The sequence below is a fragment of the Micromonospora sp. AMSO31t genome (genome assembly GCF_008868175.1).
Lineage (GTDB): Bacteria > Actinomycetota > Actinomycetes > Mycobacteriales > Micromonosporaceae > Micromonospora.
This window is the reverse complement of sequence record NZ_WBKT01000023.1, coordinates 1-18674: the sequence shown is the minus strand read 5'-3', so window position 1 is coordinate 18674 and position 18674 is coordinate 1. Positions and strand designations below refer to the sequence as shown.

20 protein-coding genes and 2 pseudogenes are annotated in these 18674 nt (G+C 68.9%); 11 read left to right on the top strand and 11 right to left on the bottom strand.

The window, feature by feature from the left end:
• The first annotated feature begins 47 nt into the window (after nucleotides 1-47).
• Nucleotides 48-1277: a CdaR family transcriptional regulator gene (locus F8274_RS08220; RefSeq protein WP_151461684.1), complete on the top strand. Its 1230-nt coding sequence runs from the start codon at nucleotides 48-50 to the stop codon at nucleotides 1275-1277.
• Between the two features lie 4 nt (nucleotides 1278-1281).
• Here F8274_RS08220 and F8274_RS08215 read toward each other — a convergent pair whose 3' ends face one another.
• Both F8274_RS08215 and F8274_RS08210 read right to left on the bottom strand, forming a co-directional pair.
• On the bottom strand, nucleotides 1282-1512 hold the full coding sequence (locus F8274_RS08215) for a potassium transporter TrkA (protein WP_151461683.1): 231 nt from the start codon (nucleotides 1510-1512) through the stop codon (nucleotides 1282-1284).
• Nucleotides 1513-1566: 54 nt separating this feature from the next.
• Nucleotides 1567-1791 carry a hypothetical protein gene (locus tag F8274_RS08210; RefSeq protein WP_151461682.1) on the bottom strand — a complete coding sequence of 75 codons (225 nt, stop codon included), beginning with the start codon at nucleotides 1789-1791 and terminating at the stop codon, nucleotides 1567-1569.
• A gap of 363 nt (nucleotides 1792-2154) precedes the next feature.
• Here F8274_RS08210 and F8274_RS08205 point away from each other — a divergent pair, with 363 nt between their 5' ends.
• The 4 genes from F8274_RS08205 (at nucleotide 2155) to F8274_RS08190 (ending at nucleotide 5312) form a co-directional block, all read left to right on the top strand.
• Entirely contained in the window at nucleotides 2155-2892 is a 738-nt protein-coding gene (locus F8274_RS08205; RefSeq protein WP_225853667.1) for a rod shape-determining protein, read from the top strand.
• Nucleotides 2893-2924: 32 nt separating this feature from the next.
• A complete protein-coding gene (locus F8274_RS08200) occupies nucleotides 2925-3239 on the top strand; it encodes a TraR/DksA C4-type zinc finger protein (RefSeq protein ID WP_151461680.1) in 315 nt (104 codons plus the stop codon).
• A gap of 94 nt (nucleotides 3240-3333) precedes the next feature.
• The gene (locus tag F8274_RS08195) at nucleotides 3334-4275 is read left to right on the top strand and encodes a transporter substrate-binding domain-containing protein (RefSeq protein ID WP_151461679.1); all 942 of its coding nucleotides are present in this window, start codon (nucleotides 3334-3336) and stop codon (nucleotides 4273-4275) included.
• Entirely contained in the window at nucleotides 4272-5312 is a 1041-nt protein-coding gene (locus tag F8274_RS08190) for a hypothetical protein (RefSeq protein ID WP_151461678.1), read from the top strand. Before F8274_RS08195 ends, F8274_RS08190 begins: the two co-directional genes overlap by 4 nt.
• Nucleotides 5313-5414: 102 nt before the next feature.
• Here the strand turns inward: F8274_RS08190 and F8274_RS08185 are convergent, their stop codons facing one another.
• From F8274_RS08185 to mraY, 4 genes are all read right to left on the bottom strand, one after another.
• On the bottom strand, nucleotides 5415-5708 hold the full coding sequence (locus F8274_RS08185; RefSeq protein WP_151461677.1) for a hypothetical protein: 294 nt from the start codon (nucleotides 5706-5708) through the stop codon (nucleotides 5415-5417).
• The gene (locus F8274_RS08180) at nucleotides 5698-6558 is read right to left on the bottom strand and encodes a M20 family metallopeptidase (protein WP_151461676.1); all 861 of its coding nucleotides are present in this window, start codon (nucleotides 6556-6558) and stop codon (nucleotides 5698-5700) included. Before F8274_RS08180 ends, F8274_RS08185 begins: the two co-directional genes overlap by 11 nt.
• On the bottom strand, nucleotides 6470-7975 hold the full coding sequence (locus F8274_RS08175) for a M20/M25/M40 family metallo-hydrolase (protein ID WP_151461675.1): 1506 nt from the start codon (nucleotides 7973-7975) through the stop codon (nucleotides 6470-6472). Before F8274_RS08175 ends, F8274_RS08180 begins: the two co-directional genes overlap by 89 nt.
• Nucleotides 7976-8536: 561 nt before the next feature.
• Nucleotides 8537-9640: a phospho-N-acetylmuramoyl-pentapeptide-transferase gene (mraY, locus tag F8274_RS08170; protein ID WP_151461674.1), complete on the bottom strand. Its 1104-nt coding sequence runs from the start codon at nucleotides 9638-9640 to the stop codon at nucleotides 8537-8539.
• A 1183-nt stretch (nucleotides 9641-10823) separates the two neighbouring features.
• On the opposite strand from mraY, the gene F8274_RS08165 reads away from it, so the two are divergent.
• The gene (locus F8274_RS08165; RefSeq protein WP_151461673.1) at nucleotides 10824-11237 is read left to right on the top strand and encodes a hypothetical protein; all 414 of its coding nucleotides are present in this window, start codon (nucleotides 10824-10826) and stop codon (nucleotides 11235-11237) included.
• 242 nt (nucleotides 11238-11479) lie between these two features.
• On the opposite strand, the gene F8274_RS08160 is transcribed toward F8274_RS08165, so the two are convergent.
• The 5 genes from F8274_RS08160 to F8274_RS08140 form a co-directional block, all read right to left on the bottom strand.
• A complete protein-coding gene (locus F8274_RS08160) occupies nucleotides 11480-11866 on the bottom strand; it encodes a hypothetical protein (protein WP_151461672.1) in 387 nt (128 codons plus the stop codon).
• A 645-nt stretch (nucleotides 11867-12511) separates the two neighbouring features.
• The gene (locus F8274_RS08155) at nucleotides 12512-13162 is read right to left on the bottom strand and encodes a hypothetical protein (RefSeq protein ID WP_151461671.1); all 651 of its coding nucleotides are present in this window, start codon (nucleotides 13160-13162) and stop codon (nucleotides 12512-12514) included.
• Nucleotides 13163-13849: 687 nt separating this feature from the next.
• A complete protein-coding gene (locus F8274_RS08150) occupies nucleotides 13850-14455 on the bottom strand; it encodes a hypothetical protein (protein WP_225853666.1) in 606 nt (201 codons plus the stop codon).
• A gap of 167 nt (nucleotides 14456-14622) precedes the next feature.
• Nucleotides 14623-15429, bottom strand: a complete 807-nt coding sequence (locus F8274_RS08145; protein WP_151461670.1) for a protein phosphatase 2C domain-containing protein — start codon at nucleotides 15427-15429, stop codon at nucleotides 14623-14625.
• A complete protein-coding gene (locus F8274_RS08140) occupies nucleotides 15429-16271 on the bottom strand; it encodes a sigma-70 family RNA polymerase sigma factor (RefSeq protein WP_225853665.1) in 843 nt (280 codons plus the stop codon). Before F8274_RS08140 ends, F8274_RS08145 begins: the two co-directional genes overlap by 1 nt.
• Nucleotides 16272-16475: 204 nt before the next feature.
• Here F8274_RS08140 and F8274_RS08135 point away from each other — a divergent pair, with 204 nt between their 5' ends.
• The 5 genes and pseudogenes from F8274_RS08135 to F8274_RS32570 all read left to right on the top strand — a co-directional run.
• Nucleotides 16476-17063 carry a hypothetical protein gene (locus F8274_RS08135; protein WP_225853664.1) on the top strand — a complete coding sequence of 196 codons (588 nt, stop codon included), beginning with the start codon at nucleotides 16476-16478 and terminating at the stop codon, nucleotides 17061-17063.
• Nucleotides 17060-17305, top strand: a complete 246-nt coding sequence (locus F8274_RS08130) for a helix-turn-helix domain-containing protein (RefSeq protein ID WP_151461669.1) — start codon at nucleotides 17060-17062, stop codon at nucleotides 17303-17305. Before F8274_RS08135 ends, F8274_RS08130 begins: the two co-directional genes overlap by 4 nt.
• Complete coding sequence (locus F8274_RS08125) at nucleotides 17302-17595, top strand: hypothetical protein (protein ID WP_151461668.1); 294 nt, start codon at nucleotides 17302-17304, stop codon at nucleotides 17593-17595. Before F8274_RS08130 ends, F8274_RS08125 begins: the two co-directional genes overlap by 4 nt.
• Nucleotides 17585-18541: pseudogene (locus tag F8274_RS08120) on the top strand (replication initiator); the annotation flags it as partial. The gene F8274_RS08125 and the pseudogene F8274_RS08120, both read left to right, overlap by 11 nt.
• 42 nt (nucleotides 18542-18583) lie before the next feature.
• Nucleotides 18584-18674 (top strand): annotated as a pseudogene (locus F8274_RS32570) (DNA-binding protein); the annotation flags it as partial.

Genomic DNA, 18674 nt, shown 5'->3' with positions numbered 1-18674 from the left:
AATGAATCGGGTCGGCGGTCGATGCCGGCCCCGCCTGGGAGACCACGATGACCGAGAGCGTCCGCCGGCCGGTCCCGGCCGGGGCCCGCAGCGAGGACGGGTGGCTGGCCGAGGTGGCCCGCGAGGCCAGCGCCGATGCGGGCGGCGTGCCGGTGGAGTTGCTCGGCGACTACCTACGGCTGTTGACGGACGCGGCGGTGACCGGCCGCCGGCCGCGCCGCGGCGAACTCGACGCGGTGGGGGCCCTCGGCCGACGGGCCGCCGAGCAGGGTGTGTCGGCGGGCCGGGCCGTCCGCCTCTACCTGTCCGCGGCCCGGCGGCTCTGGGGGCGGCTGCCGCACCTGGCCCGCTCCACCGACAGCGAGACGGTACGCGCGGCGGCGGACGCCGTGCTCCACGTGGTCGACACCGCCGTGGCCACTCTCGCCGAGGGCTATGCGACGGCCCGCCGGGAACTGGTGCGCCGGGAGGAGGCGCTGCGTCGGGAACTCGTCGACGACCTGCTGCGCGGCGACTCCGACCTCGGCGGGTTGGTCGAGCGGGCCGAGCCGTTCGGGCTGGATCTGGCCCGGGTGCACCAGGTGGCGCTCGCCGCACCGGGCCATCGGCTGCCGGACACCGAGGCGGCGATCAGCGCGCTGGAGCGGGTCATCTTCGACCGGTTGGGTGACCGCGACGTGCTGGTGGCCACGAAGGAGGGACTGCTCGTCGTGATCGCCCCGGCGGACACGGTGACGCCCGACCGAGGCGGGGGCGACGGCGGATCGGTGGCGGACCTGGGGCGGTTGATGCACGGCGAGTTGGACCGTCTCGTGCGGGGCCGGCCGTGGCAGGTGGCGGTGGGCCGCCCGCACCCGGGCCTGTACGGTATCGCCCGCTCCTACGAGGAGGCCCGCGAGGCGCTGACCACGGCGCGGCGACTGCACGCCGACACCTCGGTGATCGACGCCCACGACCTACTCATCTACCGGGTCCTGCTGCGGGATCAGGCGGCGATGGTGGACCTCGTGCGGGCGGTGCTGACACCGCTGAGCCAGGCTCGGGGCGGCGCCGAGCCGCTGCTGGACACGCTGAACGAGTACTTCGCGTGCAGCGAGGTCGCCACGGAGGCGGCCCGCCGCCTGCACGTGTCCGTGCGCACGGTCACCTATCGGCTGGACAGGATCCGGGCGCTGAGCGGTTACGACCCCGCCGATCCTCGGGACCGGTTCACCCTGCACGCCGCCGTGCTCGGCGCGCGGGCGCTGGACTGGCCACGCCGGCCGCTGCCGGCGTAGCGGGTCAAGCCGGGACGGCGACCAGTTCCGGGAAACCGAGCAGGGCGGCCAGCGCGCTGGCCTCGGTGCGGGTCAGCGTGAGGCTGATCATGCCGTCGGGATCGTCGGGGTCATCGTGGACGACGTCCCGGCGGTCGCCGACCTGGTACTCCACGATGCCGATCCGGCGGCCCTGTCTGGTCGTGAAGGTGTGTCGTACTCCGATGCCGGGCAGCGTCGTGCGTTCGATGTTCACGAGGGATGCTCCTTGCGGGACGGCTGCGCAGGGCCGGCCGGGAGCGGGTCGGCGCTACGGCAACGCGGTGGACGGTCGAGCGGCTCGCACGACGGCCGGCGGCGCCCGATCGGCCGACCAGGCGGGAACGCAGCCCGCAACGGCGCGGCTCAGCCGGACCACGATGCACATACCGAGCGCGCCTCCGGCGCGAACCGCCGCGACGACAACCGCCAGCACCGCCAGCATCGACAGCGCGAGGGGCCGCCCGACGCCGATGGGGTGCTGGTGGTTGCGCATGCGGCCAACCATAGCGTTCGCTGCACGCCATCCCGAGCCCCGCTCGGAGACGTCCGAGGGAGCCGGCCCGGATCGCGACCGGCCACCAGGGGTGACGGCAGCCGTACGTCAGGCGACGGTGTTCTCCGACAGCCGGCAACCAAGCGGGCTGTTGTTGGCCGGTCCCGTGCAATGGCAACCCTCTGCTTTCCGGCGACGCTGGAGGTCCAGCGGCCGGCCCACGGCGCAACAACCCGCCCATCGCCCCGTCCACGGGACGGCTGTGCATCTCACCCTAGGAGAGTCGGTATGTCCGGCAACGCCACTTCCGTTCCCCTCTCGGCGCGCACCGCGATGCTGGTCGGACGGTCCCACACCCGCCCGGTGGCGTCCGTCCGGCCCGAGCCGATCGCCGTCGACCTCGGCAGCGCCCAACTGCGGATCTGGCGGGGACCCGGCGGGGTGTTGAGCGTCCCGGTCGGCCAGGGCCTGCGGGCACCGGTCATCCGGCGCGGACGGATCGTCGACGGCCCGGCCTGCGCCACCGAACTGCGGCGGCTCCTGCGGGACCACCGCATCCCGGTGCCGGTGGGGGCGCTCGTCGTGGCCTGCCGTCCGGTACTCGCCACCGCGGCCGACGAGGAAGCGACACGCCTCGTGCTCAACGCGGTGCTCGCGCCGTCCCGGCTGCTCTTCGTCGACAGCGTGCGCGCGGGCGCCATCGGCGCCGGCGCCGCCGCCGGCACCCTGCTGCTCGCCGACATCGGCGCCCAGCTCACCGAGGTGGCTGTGCTGGAGCACGGTCGGGTGGTCGCCGCCCGGCGCGCCGACGTCGGCACCCGCGACCTGAACCACGCGATCACCGCCGCCATGCTCGCCGACACGACGACCAGGCTGGTCCGCGAGCTGCGGCAGGAGCCGGCGGTGCGTCCGCTGGCCCGCGCCGCCCTGGCCCGAGGCGTGATCGTGGTCGGCGACGGAGCGACCCGACCCGACCTGACCGCTCGGCTGGTCGCCACGCTGGGCGCGACCGTGCACCGCGCCGCGTCACCCCGCACCGCCGCGCTCACCGGCGCCGGCATGGCCGCCGTCGCGGCGACCCGGCACCCCGCGAGCGACTGAGCCCGGCCCACTTCCAGAAAGGACCACCGACCATGACAGACACTCTCCACGACCGCACCGAGACGCTGCGCGAGCTGCTGGAACGCCAGTTCGGGGAGCACACCGACCAGCTCACGGAACTCACGCTGCAGTCCCGGCAGCGTGACCACGGCGGCCACGACCCGGACACCCTGCGCCGGCTGATCGAGGCGGCCCAGCAGGGCATCGCCGACACCGCCCGGGCGCTGAAGCGGATGTCCGACGGCGACTACGGGGTCTGCGAGGGCTGCGGCCAGGACATCCCGACGCCCCGGCTGGAGATCCTGCCCTCAGCCCGCTACTGCGTGCCGTGTCAGCACCGTAGCTGACCGGGCGAGCCGGCACCGGCAGCGGCGCGTAGCGCATTGTGCATCGGCCGCTACCCTGGGTGTCCGTCCGTCGTCTGCAGGAGCGAGGTCGCCCATGCACGAGGTTCCGCCCCGGCACCGGCTTCGCGCCCTCGCCACCACGCTGGCAGTGGCGCTGACCATGACTCTCGCGGCCGCGGCCGGCTGCGACAACCGCCGGGAGCCCCCGCTGCCATCGGTCCTCGACAAGCTGCGCGAGTCGCACATCGACGGCCAGTCGAAGATCAAGATCGGGGTGGCGACGACCGAGCCGTTGATGGGCGAACTGCGCAACGGCATCCACACCGGCTTCGACGTCGAGATCGCCCGCTACGTCGCCGCGTCGCTCGGCTTCGCGGGCGACCAGCGCATCCAGTGGGTGCCGCTGGCCACCGAAGACCGGATCCCCGCCCTCCAGGGCGGCACCGTCGACCTGATCGTCTCCAGCTTCTCCATCACCGAGGAGCGCAAGAAGCTGGTCAGCTTCGCCGGGCCGTACTTCGTCACCACGCAGGAGGTGCTGGTCCCGAAGCGGCTGCGGGACCACATCCGCACCATCGAGGACCTGCGCAAGCCGGGCTACCGGATCTGCACCAGCGGCGGCTCCACCACGGAGACGGAACTGGAGAGACACCAGGTCAAAGCCTATGTGGTCAAGGAGGTCGGTGACTGCGTCAAAGGCATGCGGGAGGGCCGCTACGAGGCGGTCAGCTCCGACGAGACGATCCTCGCCGGCTTCCTCTCCCAGTACCCCACCGAATTCGAGCTCGTCGACATGCCGTTCGGCACCAGCGAGCTGCTCGGTGTCGGCGTACCGATCGGCGATCCGGCGCTGCGCGACCTGGTGGCCTTCTTCCTGCAGAAGAGCTACCTGGAGGGGCGCAACGGAATCAGCAGCCCCTGGCTCACGGCCTACAACCGGACGCTCGGGCCGTGGCTGAAGGCGGACAAGTCGCAGCCGCAGCCGCTGGACGTGCCGAAGTTGGTCGACTTCGACGACAAGGCGCCCCGGCGATGACGGCGCCGGTGGCCACCGCTCCGGACGCCGCCGCGCACACCCCGCAGGCCGCACCCGTCCACGACCCGGCCGAACGCCGGGCCCGGGCCAGCCAGTCGTTCTGGACGGCCGTGGTCGGCGTCCCGGCGGTCTTCTCCGTGCTGCGCCTCGGCGTCGAGGCCGGCGGCGAACTCCAGACCACCCTGCTGCTGGTCGCCAACGTGGGCACGGTGAACCTGCTCGCCGGCTTCCTCACCACGGCCGCGCGGCTGCTCTCCACCGGGCTGGTCGCGGTCTTCGCGCTCGGAGCGGTGCTGCGGGTCAGCGTGGAACGGATGCCGCCCGGCGTGCGCCGTCCGGTCTTCGCCAGGTGGGTGGACATCACCCCCGCCTGGTTCGTGCTGGCGAGCTTCCTGCTCGCCCTGGCCACGTGGCCACTGCTCTACCTGCCGCTGCTGGTCCCGGCTTTCGTGGCCGCCTTCCAGCTCAGCCCGGAACGGCTGCACGAGCAACCGACGCCCCGCCTCCTGCTCCTCGGTGCCGGCTTCGCCGGGTACCTCTGGCTGCTCGGGCCCACCCTGCTGGACGCCTGGCAGCAGCGGGAGCTGCTCGCCGTGGTGCTGCTCGTCGTACCCCTGGTCCTGGCCCTGTTCGTCACCGGCCCGCTGCCGGCGGCGGTGATCCGGCCGCTCGCCTCGATCACCGAGGCGGCGGTGCTCGCCATGCTCGTCTGGGCCGCCCTTCCGGTGATCAGCACGCCGGTGCTGCCCCTGACCGTCACCACGGTCGAGTCGTCGCCCGGCGTCACCGAGGATGTTCGGGGCCACGTGGTCACCGTGGACGACGTGAACATGGTGCTGCTCCAGGAGCGCGGCGGTGTCCGGTACGTGCCGATCGGCCAGGTCCGGGCTCAGGTGCTCTGCCCGAGCGAGGAGGAACTGCCCCGCCGGCAGCTGCGCGTGCGCGACTTCCACGTCGAGGACTCGCTGCTGGAGGGACTGGGACGGCGGGTCCGCCCGGTCCACCGCATCGACGCCGCCTGTCGCACGGTCGACTGAGGCCCACGCGGCGACGATCGGAATAGGTCGTCCGGATGCTCCCGAATGGCGCACAACGGAGTGGAACCACCACCGATGGCCATGGCTCCACTCCGTTGCGGGTCACACGATGGAGATCGACCGCACCTGGGTGTTGCCCTTGGTTTCGACGTACACCTGGTAATCGCCGACGGTGTAGGTGCCCGCAGCGTTGTTGTTGATGGTGAACGTGGCCGTCACCGGCGACTCGCTGCCGTCGACATGCGTCTGCTTCACCGCGATGGTCAACCCGTTCGTGTTGCCCTTCAGCTTCTTCACCACGGCCGACAGCTTCGCATCGACGACCGCGTTGGCGACTGTCACGTAGACCGCGTCGGGTGAAGAGAACTCCGCGTTCTTCTGCCCGTCACCGAACACGAAGAAGCCCCCGCTGTACGACGGCCCCGCGCCCGGGGAACGGATCCGGGTTCGAGGCCAGGTACGTCGGATTGACCGTGTACAGGTCCGTCTTGGAGTCCGCGAGCATGGCCTTCACCCCGGTGTACGGTGCATCGCTGACCGCGAGGTTGACCGACAGGTAGATGGCGTCGGGGTTGTTGGCCGAGATGCGCGAGGAGAAGTACTTGTCCGTGCTCTGCCCCGCAGGAACGGCCAGCGGCACCACCTTGTCGTCGACGAGAATGTTGAACTGGAAGTCGCCGTAGCCGCCGGCGACGAACTTCGCCCAGGCCGCGTCCGACATGTGGTCGGGGCGCTCCACCTTGAACTCGAGACGCATTGGCGCCACGTACGTGGAGTTCTGGTACTCGGGGTCGGTCAGCGGAAGGTAGACCCCTCCCGGGGCGTGCCCCAGTGCGAAAGCCGATGCCGTCGGGGTCGAGTTGCCGCGCCCGTTCCACATCGGGATGTTGAACGAGGTGGCGCCGAGCAGGGCCTGGCTGCCCAGCTGGCTCGTGCCGACAGCTGCCGACGCGTCCTTGTAGGTGCCGATCGTGACGTCGAGCAGGTCGAGGTCCGCCCGATCGGCGTTCAGCCCCGGGATGTCTGCCCACATGAGCTTGGCGCCGGCGGGCCCGGAGTACCGGGCCATCTCCAGCATGCCGTCGGCCATGATCTTGGTCATCTGCACGGCCGAGTCGACCTTCATCCGCTCGTTGGCCGTGTGCCACCAGCGCTCGTTACCCGGGATGACGGCGCCGAAGGCGGTCATCTTGTTGCGGAAGCTGCTGGCCAGGGTGCCACCGGTCGTGCCCTGCGGATAGACCACGTCCCGGAGGGAATACGGATCCGCGAACTCCCCCGGGTTGCGGTCGATCGAGGCTCGGTAGCTCCCGAACTGAAGAGCCGTCAGTGGGTTGTCGTGGGTGACGTACAACCCGGCGCCGACGGGCGAGCCGAGGTTGCCGATGGTGAACCCCTTCGCCTGGAAAGCGGCCGTGACCCGCCGCCGTGGCCTGGCCGGAGTCAGCCGCGGTGACGTGCATGCTGCGCACGAACATCGGCATGCTGAGGCTGCCGGAGGCGTCCGTGTAGAAGCTCGTCGGGGTCTCCGAATTGATGCCGCCCATGAGGGCGAAGGTCAGGTTCGGCGTGCCGTTGCTCGGGTTGCGCAACAGGCTCGCCGGGATGCCCATGTACTTGCCGAGATAGGCCTCGCCTTCGACACCGTCGCGGAAGAACAGGTCGGCGATGCCGTCGGCGGCCTTCTTCAATTGCATGTCGGCAGTCGTGCTTCCCACTGCGCCGAGCCCCTGGGAGAGCAGGAACATTCCCCACACGACGGCGTTCTTGCCGTACTGCGGAGTGGGCATCTCCATCGCCAGATCGGTGTTGATCTCCAGCATGAGCGAGTCGCCGGTGATCGTGGTCCGCACCTTGGGCGTGGTGCGGGGAGCAGCCGGGAGCCAACCTTTCGTGGTCGCGGCGGCGGTGATCGCCGACACGAACCGGTCGCGCTCGGCGGAGCCGGCCCCCGCCACGTCGAGGGTGAAAGTGGCCCTGAGGCGATCTGCGTGGGTGCTGCCGTAGGCGATGTCCTTGAGCGTCGGGTCGCCTTCGCGCAGGGTGACGCCAGCGGTGGCAGCCGTCAGCCGGAAGGCCTTGGTGCTGTCTGCGGACAAGCTCATCGACACCGACGGGGTCACCGATCCGGAGTTGCCGACGATGACCGGGAACCGCGAGTCCGAGGTGTAGGCCGCGATCGGGATCTCTTCCCGGTTGAGGTTCTTGTAGGCCCAGTTGTCGTAGAAGCTCGGGTTCGAGTTGTACGGGATGGACTGGAAGGTGGCGGTGTTCGTCGTCGAGGGCGTGCCGGGACCGCCGTCTTCGTAGCTGCCCATGACGATGCGGATGCGTCGATCGAGGGGCAGCCCCGCCTTGAGCAGCGCCTTGGCCGCGAGCAGCGTCGCCAGCGTCGGGCCGCTGTCGTCCTGAATGCCCGCGCCGTAGACCCAGCCGTGCTGGACATAGGGCGAGTGGTACGCACCAGGAGTGCCGAGGTTGCCGTCCGCGTCCCGCCAGCGCGCCAGCTGGGCCGGCGAAACGGAAGCCGTCGGCGAGTCGAGGTGGCTCAACGCCATGACCATCTCCGGGGCGTCCGGGTCACCGATCTCCGCGTAGACGTACTTGTCGGGCTGGCGTTGGACGACCACCGGGAAACCCAGGTCGGTGGCCAGCTTGACCACCCAGGCGAGCTTGGCGACCTTGCGGTCGTACTCGTTCTGGTTGGCTTAGTGTTGCTGACCGGGAAGGGGTACGCCGTCGCGGCCGTGCCGCCTCGGGAGATGGAGTCGTAGCTCGACCCGTCCAGCATCGCCCCGACCAGTGTGAGCGGGTCGTAGGTGCCGTCCCCCGCCCGCGCGCTGCCGACGCGTCCAGCCAACGCCTCGACTTCCGCGTGGATCGCGTCGCGCTCGGCGTCGGTCACCGACAGGTCGTAGGTGACACTCGGCTCGAAGCGCTTCTCGCCGAGGCCGGCCGCGGACGCGTGGGGCGTGGGCGCAAATGTCGCCGCGAGGGTCGCGGCGAGCAGGACGGAGAAGATGGTCGTCCGTCTGTCTCTCATGGAAGCTCCAGAACAGGGGGATGACGCGGTGGCGACAGCACACCCCAGCAGTGCCGCCAACGGCCCACGGAGCGGGATTTCTTGAGGATGATCTGAGAATCAGCCCCGGTCTGCCATACGTCCGCAGCGCCGGCGCGCGCGGATCACCGTCGGTGGCACGACACAGGCTTGTCGCGTGGCTCTATCCAACGACCGCCAAGAAGTCCGAGTAGAACAGGCCCAGGCCGACCGCCATGCAGACACCGGCCACGATCCAGAACCGGACCACGATATTGACCTCGCTCCAGCCGGCCAACTCGAAGTGGTGGTGCAACGGCACCATCCGGAAGACACGTCTGCCGGTGGTCCGGTACGAGACGATCTGGATCACCCAGGTCGTCGTGATGATGACGAAGAGCCCGCCGATCATGATCGAAAGCAGCGTGGTGCGGGTTGTCACCGCGAGCCCGCCGATCAGGCCGCCGAGCCCGAGCGAACCCACGTCACCCATGAAGATCCGCGCCGGGGACGTGTTCCACCACAGGAAGCCCACGCAGGCGGCGGCCGCCGCCGCCGCGATCATGGCGATCTCCAGGGGATCCCGAACCTGGTAGCAGTAGTCGTTCGCGCGGGCGTACGCGTCGTCGGCGCACCAGTGCCGGTACTGCCAGAAGCCGATCAGCGCGTACGCGCCGAGCACCAGGATCGACGCGCCGGTGGCCAGGCCGTCGAGGCCGTCGGTGAGGTTCACGCCGTTCGACATCGCCATGATCACGAAGACGAAGACCATGACCGCGCCGACCTTGCCGACGTCCAGCCAGCTGATGTCGCGGATGAGCGAGATGTGCTCGCTGGCCACGGTCTGGCCGTTGGTGCTCGGCACGTAGAGCGCGGCGACGGCGAACCCGCCGCCGACGATCGCCTGGCCGAGCAGCTTGCCTTTGGCGGACAGTCCGTCGGAGTTGCGCCGGCGCACCTTGAGGAAGTCGTCGAAGAAGCCGACCGCGCCGCAGAAGACGAACAGCCCGAGCAGCACCAGGGCCGTCATGGTCGGCCCCTCCTGCGCGATCTGCCGCTCGGGCAGGGTGGTCAGGGCGAGATGCCCGGCGACGTAGGCGAAGACGGTCGCCACGATGAAGACGACACCGCCCATCGTGGGCGTGCCCTTCTTGCCCTGGTTGCTGGCGAGCCCGATGGATCGGATCGGCTGGCCGGCCTTGAGCGCGGTGAAGACGCGAACCGCCAGCGGCGTACCGAACAGGGAGATGATGAACGCGACGGCGGCCGCGACGATGACCGCCCTCACGGGCGAACCTCCACGAGACCCGGATTTCTCACGGCGGCCCCACCGAGCTTCCAGATCAGCGCCTGACGTATGGACCTGAGCCGGCCGTGCGGATAGTCCTCGGCGAAATCATCGATCACGGGACACGAGCTTGCCATCCGACGGCGAGCGGAGCAGCCCCGGACCTCGCAGTGACCGCGCCGGCTCCGCAGGGAGCCGTTTGCCGCGCCCCCGGCCCGCGCCGTGCCGAGCGCCTTGATCAATGAACCCCGTGCAAGATCAGAAAAGGCCATCCGGAGAATCCCGAATGGCCTCTGACCTGCGTCGGGACGGCCGGATTCGAACCGACGACCCCTTGACCCCCAGGCAACCAACAAGGCTCGCTGACCTGCATCCCCGAGGGCATCTGGCTGCAATAACCATCCGCCAAAGTCCGTGGACGTCCGCCGCTGCTCGTGCCCGTCGTCACCCAGCTAGTCACCCACCTACTCGGCACCCGAACTATCCCGATCTCCGGCTAGACGTCCGAGGAGGTACTGCGCTCCGCTATCTCCGGATCGCGCTCGCTGTCTCAGATCCTCCAACCGGCCTCCCTCGTAGAGCAGCCGGTTCAACCGCCTGCGGGCATGCGCATCACATTGAGCGAGAGCCGCAAGCTCAACGTGACGGCCGGCGCGAGCAAGCAGATCCAGGTGCCACAGGTGTGCGTTATGCCGCTCGTGGTCGGTGCTGTAGCACTCCGCAACAACACCGAGCACCGCGATGGCTCGGTCCCAGTCGCCCCGTTCCTCGGCGACGCGCGCAGTCTCAGACCAATGAGGCACGGACATCATCGTAGGCAGCGCTTACCCTCAGCTTGGGAATCGGGTTGAGTCGCGACCCACTTGCGTGGTCCCGCCTGGTTACAAGAGCACGGACGCGACGGCCAAGTGCTGCGGCGATCCTCCCCTGACCTATATTGACCGCTGTATCGGGCACGGATCGGGCACGGCTCCCAGTCAGCTGGGGCTTGAACCCCTAACCTGCGGCCGGTGCGGAGGAACCGGATAGATCCGCGCTGTGAACTGGGTCGGCGACCCTCGGCGCCTCTCGACGTTTCACATTGCCTTCCACTAGGCGGTAGTGCCGGATCTGTGCCGGATGATCTTCGTGAGCGCTCTTATGACGGCCATTGGGAACCTTGATTGGTCACTAGACTGCGGCGATGACGACACCTGCACCGCTTCGCCTGCCGCCGGGACTGTCACGGTCGCTGCGGGTCCCTATCTGGGTGTTGCTCATCATGATTGTTGCGAGCGCATCGGTTGGCAGTGCGGTGGCCTGGGGGGTGGCTCGCGACAAAGGCGCGCCAGCCGTCATCCCGGGAACGGTGACCGGGGTGAACTCCGACGGCACGGCGATTGGCTTCACTGCCGACGGTGGGGATCGCGACGGCGAGGGCCTGGCGCTGGTGGCGGACATTCCTTGGACCGACGCCGCAGGCGAGGATCACGGCGGCGTCCGTCCCTCCTGTCTGGCCCCGGGCTCGTTCGGGCAACGGGTGGAACTCGGGATACTTGAGTTCAGCAACAACCACGGGCCGTCCAAGGTCGTGGTGTGGGTGCACTGCCTGGCGTAGAGCAGGGTCGCCCACCCCTGCCTTGCAAAGGCGGCTCACCGTAGCGGGCGATCGCCGATCAGTGACGGCGAGTAGCGCTGGCGTCAAGGACCTCGCTGTCCTGTGCCAGCGGTTGTCGGTTGTTGTCGCACGTCTCGCTGACTTCTTGCTGACGGCCAACCCCAATGAGCCAGGGCTTGAGCGATGTGGCCGACTCCGAACGTGCGCAGTCGTGGGCTGACAAGATCGGCACGCGCCGCCAGTTAAGGGCTTCCGAGCCCTTCCACGTCGGAGATGATGTCGTCGAGGACGGAGAGGGCTCGCCGTTGTTCTTCGCGGATCTCGTGCAGGAGGTCTTTGAGTGCCGCGTCCAGGCTGGTGTCTCTGCCCGTGGCGATGCCGCCCAATACCGGCAGGTATTCTTGCAGGATTTCGCCCCCGCTGTCGGTGACGGTGATGCCAGGAACCGCGTACACGGTGATGGTGGATTTGGGCAGCGATACAGAGAATGACTCTCTGTTGATCACGCGGCTGACCATGTCCGAGGGTGAGCGGTCTTTCCAGTTGAGGCGGCCGGCGCGGGTCTGTGCTGCGAGCGCCCGAGCGAGGGCCTTGAGTCGCTCCACGGCTTCCGGGGTGGGCGGTGGCATCTACTGTTTCCCTCCTGGACGGTGACTTTCTCTTGACGTGAGGACGCTCAGCTCATGGGTGACCTTCGCGGTGACAGTAAGCAGGTCCTCTACGTCGAGCACGTCTCCTGAGCCGGCCACTCTGGCTTCCCTTTCGACCTGGGCCGCGAGCGCCACGGAGTCTTGGATCATGCTGGAGAGGGTGCGGGTGTCGAGTCCGGCCGCGTCGAGAAGTCCTCGGACTGGACCGGCATTGGCGCGCCAGGTTCTGCAGGTACGTGAGACGTCTGCAGCGGATCGGCGCGAGAAGGCGTCGAGGATGTCCTTCTCTGCGGACTGAAGGTCCTTGACCGCTACGAGCAGGTTGCTACGGCTGATGGCGGCCTGGGCTTCAGAAGCAGCGTCCCGGGCGGCTTCGGCCGCAGTGCGTGCGTCTCTTGCTTGTCGGTAGGTTGCTATAAGGCCCCATGCGCCGAGGGCGAAGCCGGGTATCGCCAGCGAGTCGGCTAGTTGTCCCATTGCTTCCCATGAGAAACCCAATGCCCCTCCTGCCGCCAGACCCCATGCTAGTTGACGGCATTTCGTGGTGTCCTGTGCCCCGCTCGCGCCCTAGACCCTCGTCGAGGGCTGCCTACCCCTGCCTCGTGTTGCATGGGGACTATCGACCTACTTGGTTTCCTCTGCCCCAACAGTCATGTTTGCGTAGGCAAGCACCATAAATATCAGGGTTACACCAAGAGACGCGATTGCCCAACCACGCCCAATGGTGTCGTCTCGAAATATAGAGATGTAGGCGTAGAGAGAAAAGGCGACCGGCAGGAAAATGGCAATCAGGCCTTCGACATAGAAGGTCGACTTCGCCAGAGTGTTCTGTCTGTCGGACAACACCAGCGGCGGCGCAGTCAAGAAGAAGCTGGAGCCTCGCGCCGGTACCGCAGCGAGCCCAGCCTCGCTCCACTTGGGGAACGATTGCTTCATGAGCTGGATATACAGGCGCATGAGTTGCGCCCGAGCGTTCATAAGCATTACAACATGCGCAGCCGAATAGGCCATTATGGCGGGAATAGCTAGACGGAAGAGGCTGAAATTCTGGGCCTTCACGCCAAATACTTCAGCTTCGGTCAGATCGCCGCTGCTAAGAAGCAAGAACAAGGCCGCACCGAGAATGACCATCAGCGAGCTACGCGAAGCCCGATGCGTTACGTTTGCGATAATGTCCCTGACGGTGGAAACATATAGGCGGAAGTCCTCCCGCTCCATGGCCTCTTCCGCCAGGAAGATTCCTACGCGTCGCTTAATCTCTTCCGACTGATTCACGAGGCATCCTATTCGATGCAGACGAAGGGCATTTGGGATGCTACATCCGATGGTCAAGCCATCCCGTCTGCCGTCGACCCGCCCTCCTGGGGAGCGGGCCGCCGCCCGGCCCGCCACGTCAGACGGACCTTGACGCAGGTTCGGACGCTGGCGGGTCGGGCGGGGGTCTGCTCGGCTTGCCCGGGTCGATGGCCGGCGGGATGGCCTACCGCAACCACCCACGGACGGCGACGCGCCGTCGGAGCCCCGGCCATCCTGGAGCCGGAGCGCCCCCGCCGGAGGCGCACTAACCGCAACCCCGCGACCGCCGCCAGCTCGCCGACGCGGCCGGGCGTGCGCTCCCCTACGCCGCGCGGGCTCGCGGCCGCGCGGCCCGGCCGGCTGCCGGCCCACCACGCCACCGGTGAACGCTGCTGTCGACCTGCGGCGGCCCACCGGGCTCCCCGCCCTCCGCGCCAGCCGCCGGGCATCAGGCGTGACGGCCGCAGAGCGACAGCGGCAGCGGCCGGCGCGCGCCCAGGCGGCGGCGCGTGCGGCCCGTCAAGGGCCGCCTTGAAGACGTACAGAAAGTTCTCACCACATCGCCGGCAGCCGGCTGTCGTACTCCGCTTGATGCGTGACGGGGCGGGTTCAGATGATGCGTGACACTCCGGCGGGGTGTGCCGCTACGTGCCGTGACGCATGCGGTCAGGCGAACTCGGGGCGGACGATGAGTGTCACGTCGCTGCTGGTCGCGATCACCAGGGTGCGGCCGGACGGGGAGAAGCCGGCGGCGCGCAGTTCGGAGTAGTCGGAATGGAAGACGTGCCACCAGGTCGTGCCCGGTGGGCCGTTATAGGCAGCGCCGTCGCCGGACAGCAGGACGCGATGGTTCGGCCACTCGGGCGCCACCACGTCGATGGTCCAGCCATCGTCGGTCGTGGCGTGCAGGCCGCCGCCGAACAACCCGGCGATGCGTACCCGCATGCCCGCCAGCACGCCGATGCCCGGACAGGCCAGGTCCGGCCCGGACGGTGACGCGTCGTCGGGGTCAGGGTGACGGTCCCGCGCGACCTTCGCACCCGTTGTCGCGTCGATCAGGCCAAAGCCGTCCATCGAGACGACCATCAACAGGTCGGCGTCGGTCTCCGGGTGAACACCGAAGCCGACCCCCTGCAGCCCGCCCACCGGTATGCAGCACCGCGTCTGGTCGAGGTACCGCCATGGCTCGGGCGGCGCGACCACCGGGGCGGACAGGAACTTCGCCCGCAGCTGCTGTTGGTAGTCCGAAAGCATCCCCTTTTCCTCCCACACCGACGGCCGGACACCTCCCGGCCTGCTACAGGCCCGATCGCGCTGAGTAACGGTCCCGCGCTGCACCCCGCCATCGGTGTCACGAATCATCCGACGCTGATCCGAAACGCATCAACTGGAGCCCGACACCGCCGGCCGCCGGCCGCTAACACTGGGGAAATGGCTGCTCAGGCGGCGTAAACGGCGGTGGCGTCGTCGCTGCGCTTGTTGCGTGCCCACCTCATGCAGGACGGGTCTGCGGCCTCGATGGCGCGCACCCGCCGGATCAGCTCGGTCGGGCCGTTCTGCTCCAGGACGTCGAGCACGTCGGGCCAGTCGAGCAGTCCGAACAGGGCCACCAGCCGGGCGGCTCCGTCGGTAAGCACGGCAACTCGCCGGACACTGTCGAGCGGAACTTCTCCGGTGATGGCGTGTTGGGCCGCGAACGGGTCTGCGGCTGCGACCCAGTACCCGCCCGGCTGGTTGCGCGCGGCCAGCTCGGCGTGCTTCATGCGCAGCAGGGCAGCCTGCTTCTCGGCCGACCCGAACGGGTGGCGGTCGGCTTCCTCGCGTTCGGCGCGGGCCGTTTTGTCCACCCGATCGTCGGTGATGACCTGGATGCCGTCTGCGGTGTCGATGAGCACGGTGACGTCACCTAGCACCAGGTACTCCAGTGCGGTGTCCTTGAGCCTCAGCATGGCCGTGGCCGCTGAGGGCGTGCCGGGGTGGCTGAGGTCGCAGGTGTCGCGGTGCTGGTCTGCGGTGAACCGGATGCCGTACATGAGCGCGTTGGCCAGCTCGGAGTCGCGGTCGGCGGCCAGGCCGGCGAGGGCTGAACCTAGCTTGGCGGCGTACCACGCGATTCCGTGGGTGCAACCGGTGCCGGTACGGGCGGTGGCACCGTCGAGGACCACGATCAGGTTCTCGCTAGCCATCGCCCAGTCCTCGTTGGACGACTTCGGGTTGCCGGCCTCGGAGGCGGTCGCGACGTACATCAGGCCACGCCCTCACTGCGGTAGATCGGCGTCAGCGCGTCGACCTTCTTCACAGCGCGCGTGTCCGGGTCGTAGGTGCAGGCCACCAGGAGCGAGAACCGCCGGTTCTTCACCTCGCGGTACAGCTCGTCCACGTGGTCTTCGAGGTACCGCGCGACGCCCAGGGTGCCCATGGCGTGGATGCCGGCGAGGTACAGGAAGGTGCCTCGTCCATCCGGTCGGGGCAGCCGGCCGATGTACCCGTAGTCGACCGGCTCGCCCTTGTCCGACGGGGAGCGGAACTCCTCGCCGGTCTGGTGATTCACCAGGTACAGACCACCGTCGTCCTTGCCGAATCCCAGCTTCGGGTCAGAGGCGAGCACCTGCCCCACGAAAGGCAGGATCCGAGGGCTGCCGACCACAACCAGGTTCGTGCGGTTCAGGTCGACCATTCCCGGCGGCGGCACCACTTCGTATTCGGTCTTCAAGCCGAGGCCCCGTGCGAGGTTGGACAGCTTCTCGTACGCGGCCAGCATCTCAGCAGAGACGACCGCGTACGGGTCCTTCTTGCCCGCCTCGAACTTGCCACCGACAGCCACGGTGAGCGGTCCGGTGCCGAGCATTGCCCGCTCGGGACGGGGTCCAGACGACAGGAGCTGGCCGACGCGGGCGCGGGTCATTCCGACGACCTGAGCGATCTGTGCGTGAGTCATGCCCTGCGACACCATCTCGTCCAGCGCATCACGCCGCAGCCGCGACAGCTCGTTGACCGCCGCCTGATGCTCGTCGATCAGGTCGCTGGCCTTGCGTGCCCGTTCGACCGGGTCCTGGATCTCGGCCAAGCCCAGTGGAGCGATCTCCACGGTCCCCTCCCCGATCGGTGCGCTAGACGTTCAACGCACTTTACCTCAGAACGGGGCTTGACCCCAGCAAGGGGGGTTGCGTAGCCTCAGCACACATCGATGCGCAACCCCCCTTTACAGGGGATACGGGGAGCGCAAAGAGGCCTCGACGGGATTGCGGCCCGTCGAGGCCAGGTGCATCGGCCCTCTGCGAAAGGAATCACGATGCCTGTCCAGCCTACCGTTCACCCTGCTCTGTGCGCCTCGGGCCACTCTCCGGCGCTGTCTGATGCTCGCCTGCTGTCTGCTGTGGCGACGCTTCGGGACGCGCTGGCCCCTGGGAAGGCGCTGAACCTGCCTGCGGCGCTCGACCGCACCGCGCTGCTGGATGTCCTGTCCGTGCTCACCACGAACGCCATCACCCCCGCACCTACTACCCGACACTTCATCTGGCCCTGGAAGGAGCTGCGTCAGTCTCGTGGCTGGTCGCAGTTGGAGGTGTTCCGCCGGCTGAGCAAGGTCGCCGCCAACGAGGGCGTGCGACTGCCGGAATGGCCCACCTTCAAGCGGAACCTGTGCCGCTGGGAGAGCGGCACCGTCACCGTGTCCCCGTTTTACGAAGGGCTGTTGGGCCGCCTGTTCGGCCTGCCCGGCTTCACTGTTGACGACACGATCGAGCTTTGCTACTGGTGCGGCCGTCCAGGCTGCCAGTGGTGCGCAGCGAACCGCTGCCCTGACCCGCTCAACCGGGGGTGCGCCTGCGCCTCCTGTGCCGCCGACCTCATCGAGGAAACCCCGGCGGTGACGGCATGACCACCACCCTCGCCCGTCCGTTGACCGGCAACCGCCCCACCACCTTCGGGGCAACCGTCGCGCGGCTGCGCCGCCGTCGCGGCTTGTCGCAGGTGGTCTGCGCCAACCTGGTCGGCCGGTCGGAGACCTGGCTGGCCAAGGTCGAACACGACCGCATCCCCGTGGATCGGCTGTCGGTCCTCCGGGACCTCGCCCGCGTCCTGGGCGTCGACCTGGCGGCGCTGATCGAGGTGGCCCCATGACCACCACCGCCGCACCGATCTCCTACCGCTGGCGTGAACCCCGCCTTGCCCGGGGCTGGGAACCCGTCCAGCTCATCGGCCGCATGAAGATCCTCGCCGCCCGCGACGGGATCGAGCTGCCGAAGACCTACCAACTCATCCGCGACATCTACCTGTGGGAGCACCACCGGGCCGACCTGCCCGCACCCGTGGCGTCCCTGCTCGGCCGGATCTTCGACCACCCGAACCCGTTCGGGACCGGCCCGATCACTCACCTTCCGATGAAGGCGGTCCGCACCCGTGGCCGCTGACCGCATGACCGTTGTCCCGGGCCAGGCTCACACGTCTGGTCCGGGGCTCCGGCCCCACCCCGCCGCCTCGCCTGGCGCGTTCGTCGGCCGTGATGAGTCCGCGTTCGCTCGCGCCTGCGACCCTCGGGTGTTCGACTGGCTCGACCATGTGAAGGCAGCCGCGGGCTGCTCCCACCCGATCCGCCTGTCGGGTGAGGTCGCCACCGTCGACCGGGCCACCGGCCAACTCCTCGCCACCACCGCGACGGCGGATCTGCCGGACGGGGAGATCTACAAGCCGTGCGGCAACCGCCGTCACGCCGTCTGCCCGTCCTGCGCCCGCACCTACCAACGCGACGCCTACCAACTCCTGCGCGCCGGCCTCGCCGGCGGCAAAGGCATCCCCGCCACCGTCGCCGCCCATCCGGCGGTGTTCCCGACCTTCACCGCGCCGTCGTTCGGCACCGTGCACACCCGGGTCGTGAAGCGGCACACCTGCAGTAGCCGCCGCCGCTGCGACTGCCGGCCCGAGCCCTGCCACCCCCGCCGGGCCAGCGACCCCACCGCCCGGCCCTGCGAGCACGGCCAACCGACGGTGTGTTGGGCGCGGCACGAGGAGAACGATCCCCGGCTCGGGCAGCCGTTGTGCCTGGACTGCTACGACTACGACGCCCAGATCGTGTGGAACCACTCCGCCCCGGAGTTGTGGCGCCGCACCACAATCGCCGTCACCCGTCACCTCAACGCCCGGGCTCGCGCTCTCGGCCTGCCCCCGGTCGTCCAGGTCACCGCCTCCGGCCGGCTGCGCCGGCTGCCCCCGGTCAAGCCGTCCTTCGGGAAGGTCGCCGAGATGCAGCGCCGCGCCGTCGTGCACTACCACGCCATCGTCCGCCTCGACGGCGTCGACCCCGACCCCGAAGCCATCGTGCCCCCGGTCGGGCTCGGCGTTGACGACCTGGTCGCCGCAGGCGATGCGCCAGCAAAGGCGCTCTACCGCATCCCGGAGGCGATGCGACTGCTCAGCCTGTCCCGGTCTGTGATCTACGAACAGATCCGCGCCGGCCGGCTGCGCACCGTCCGGCAAGGTCGAACGCGCCTCG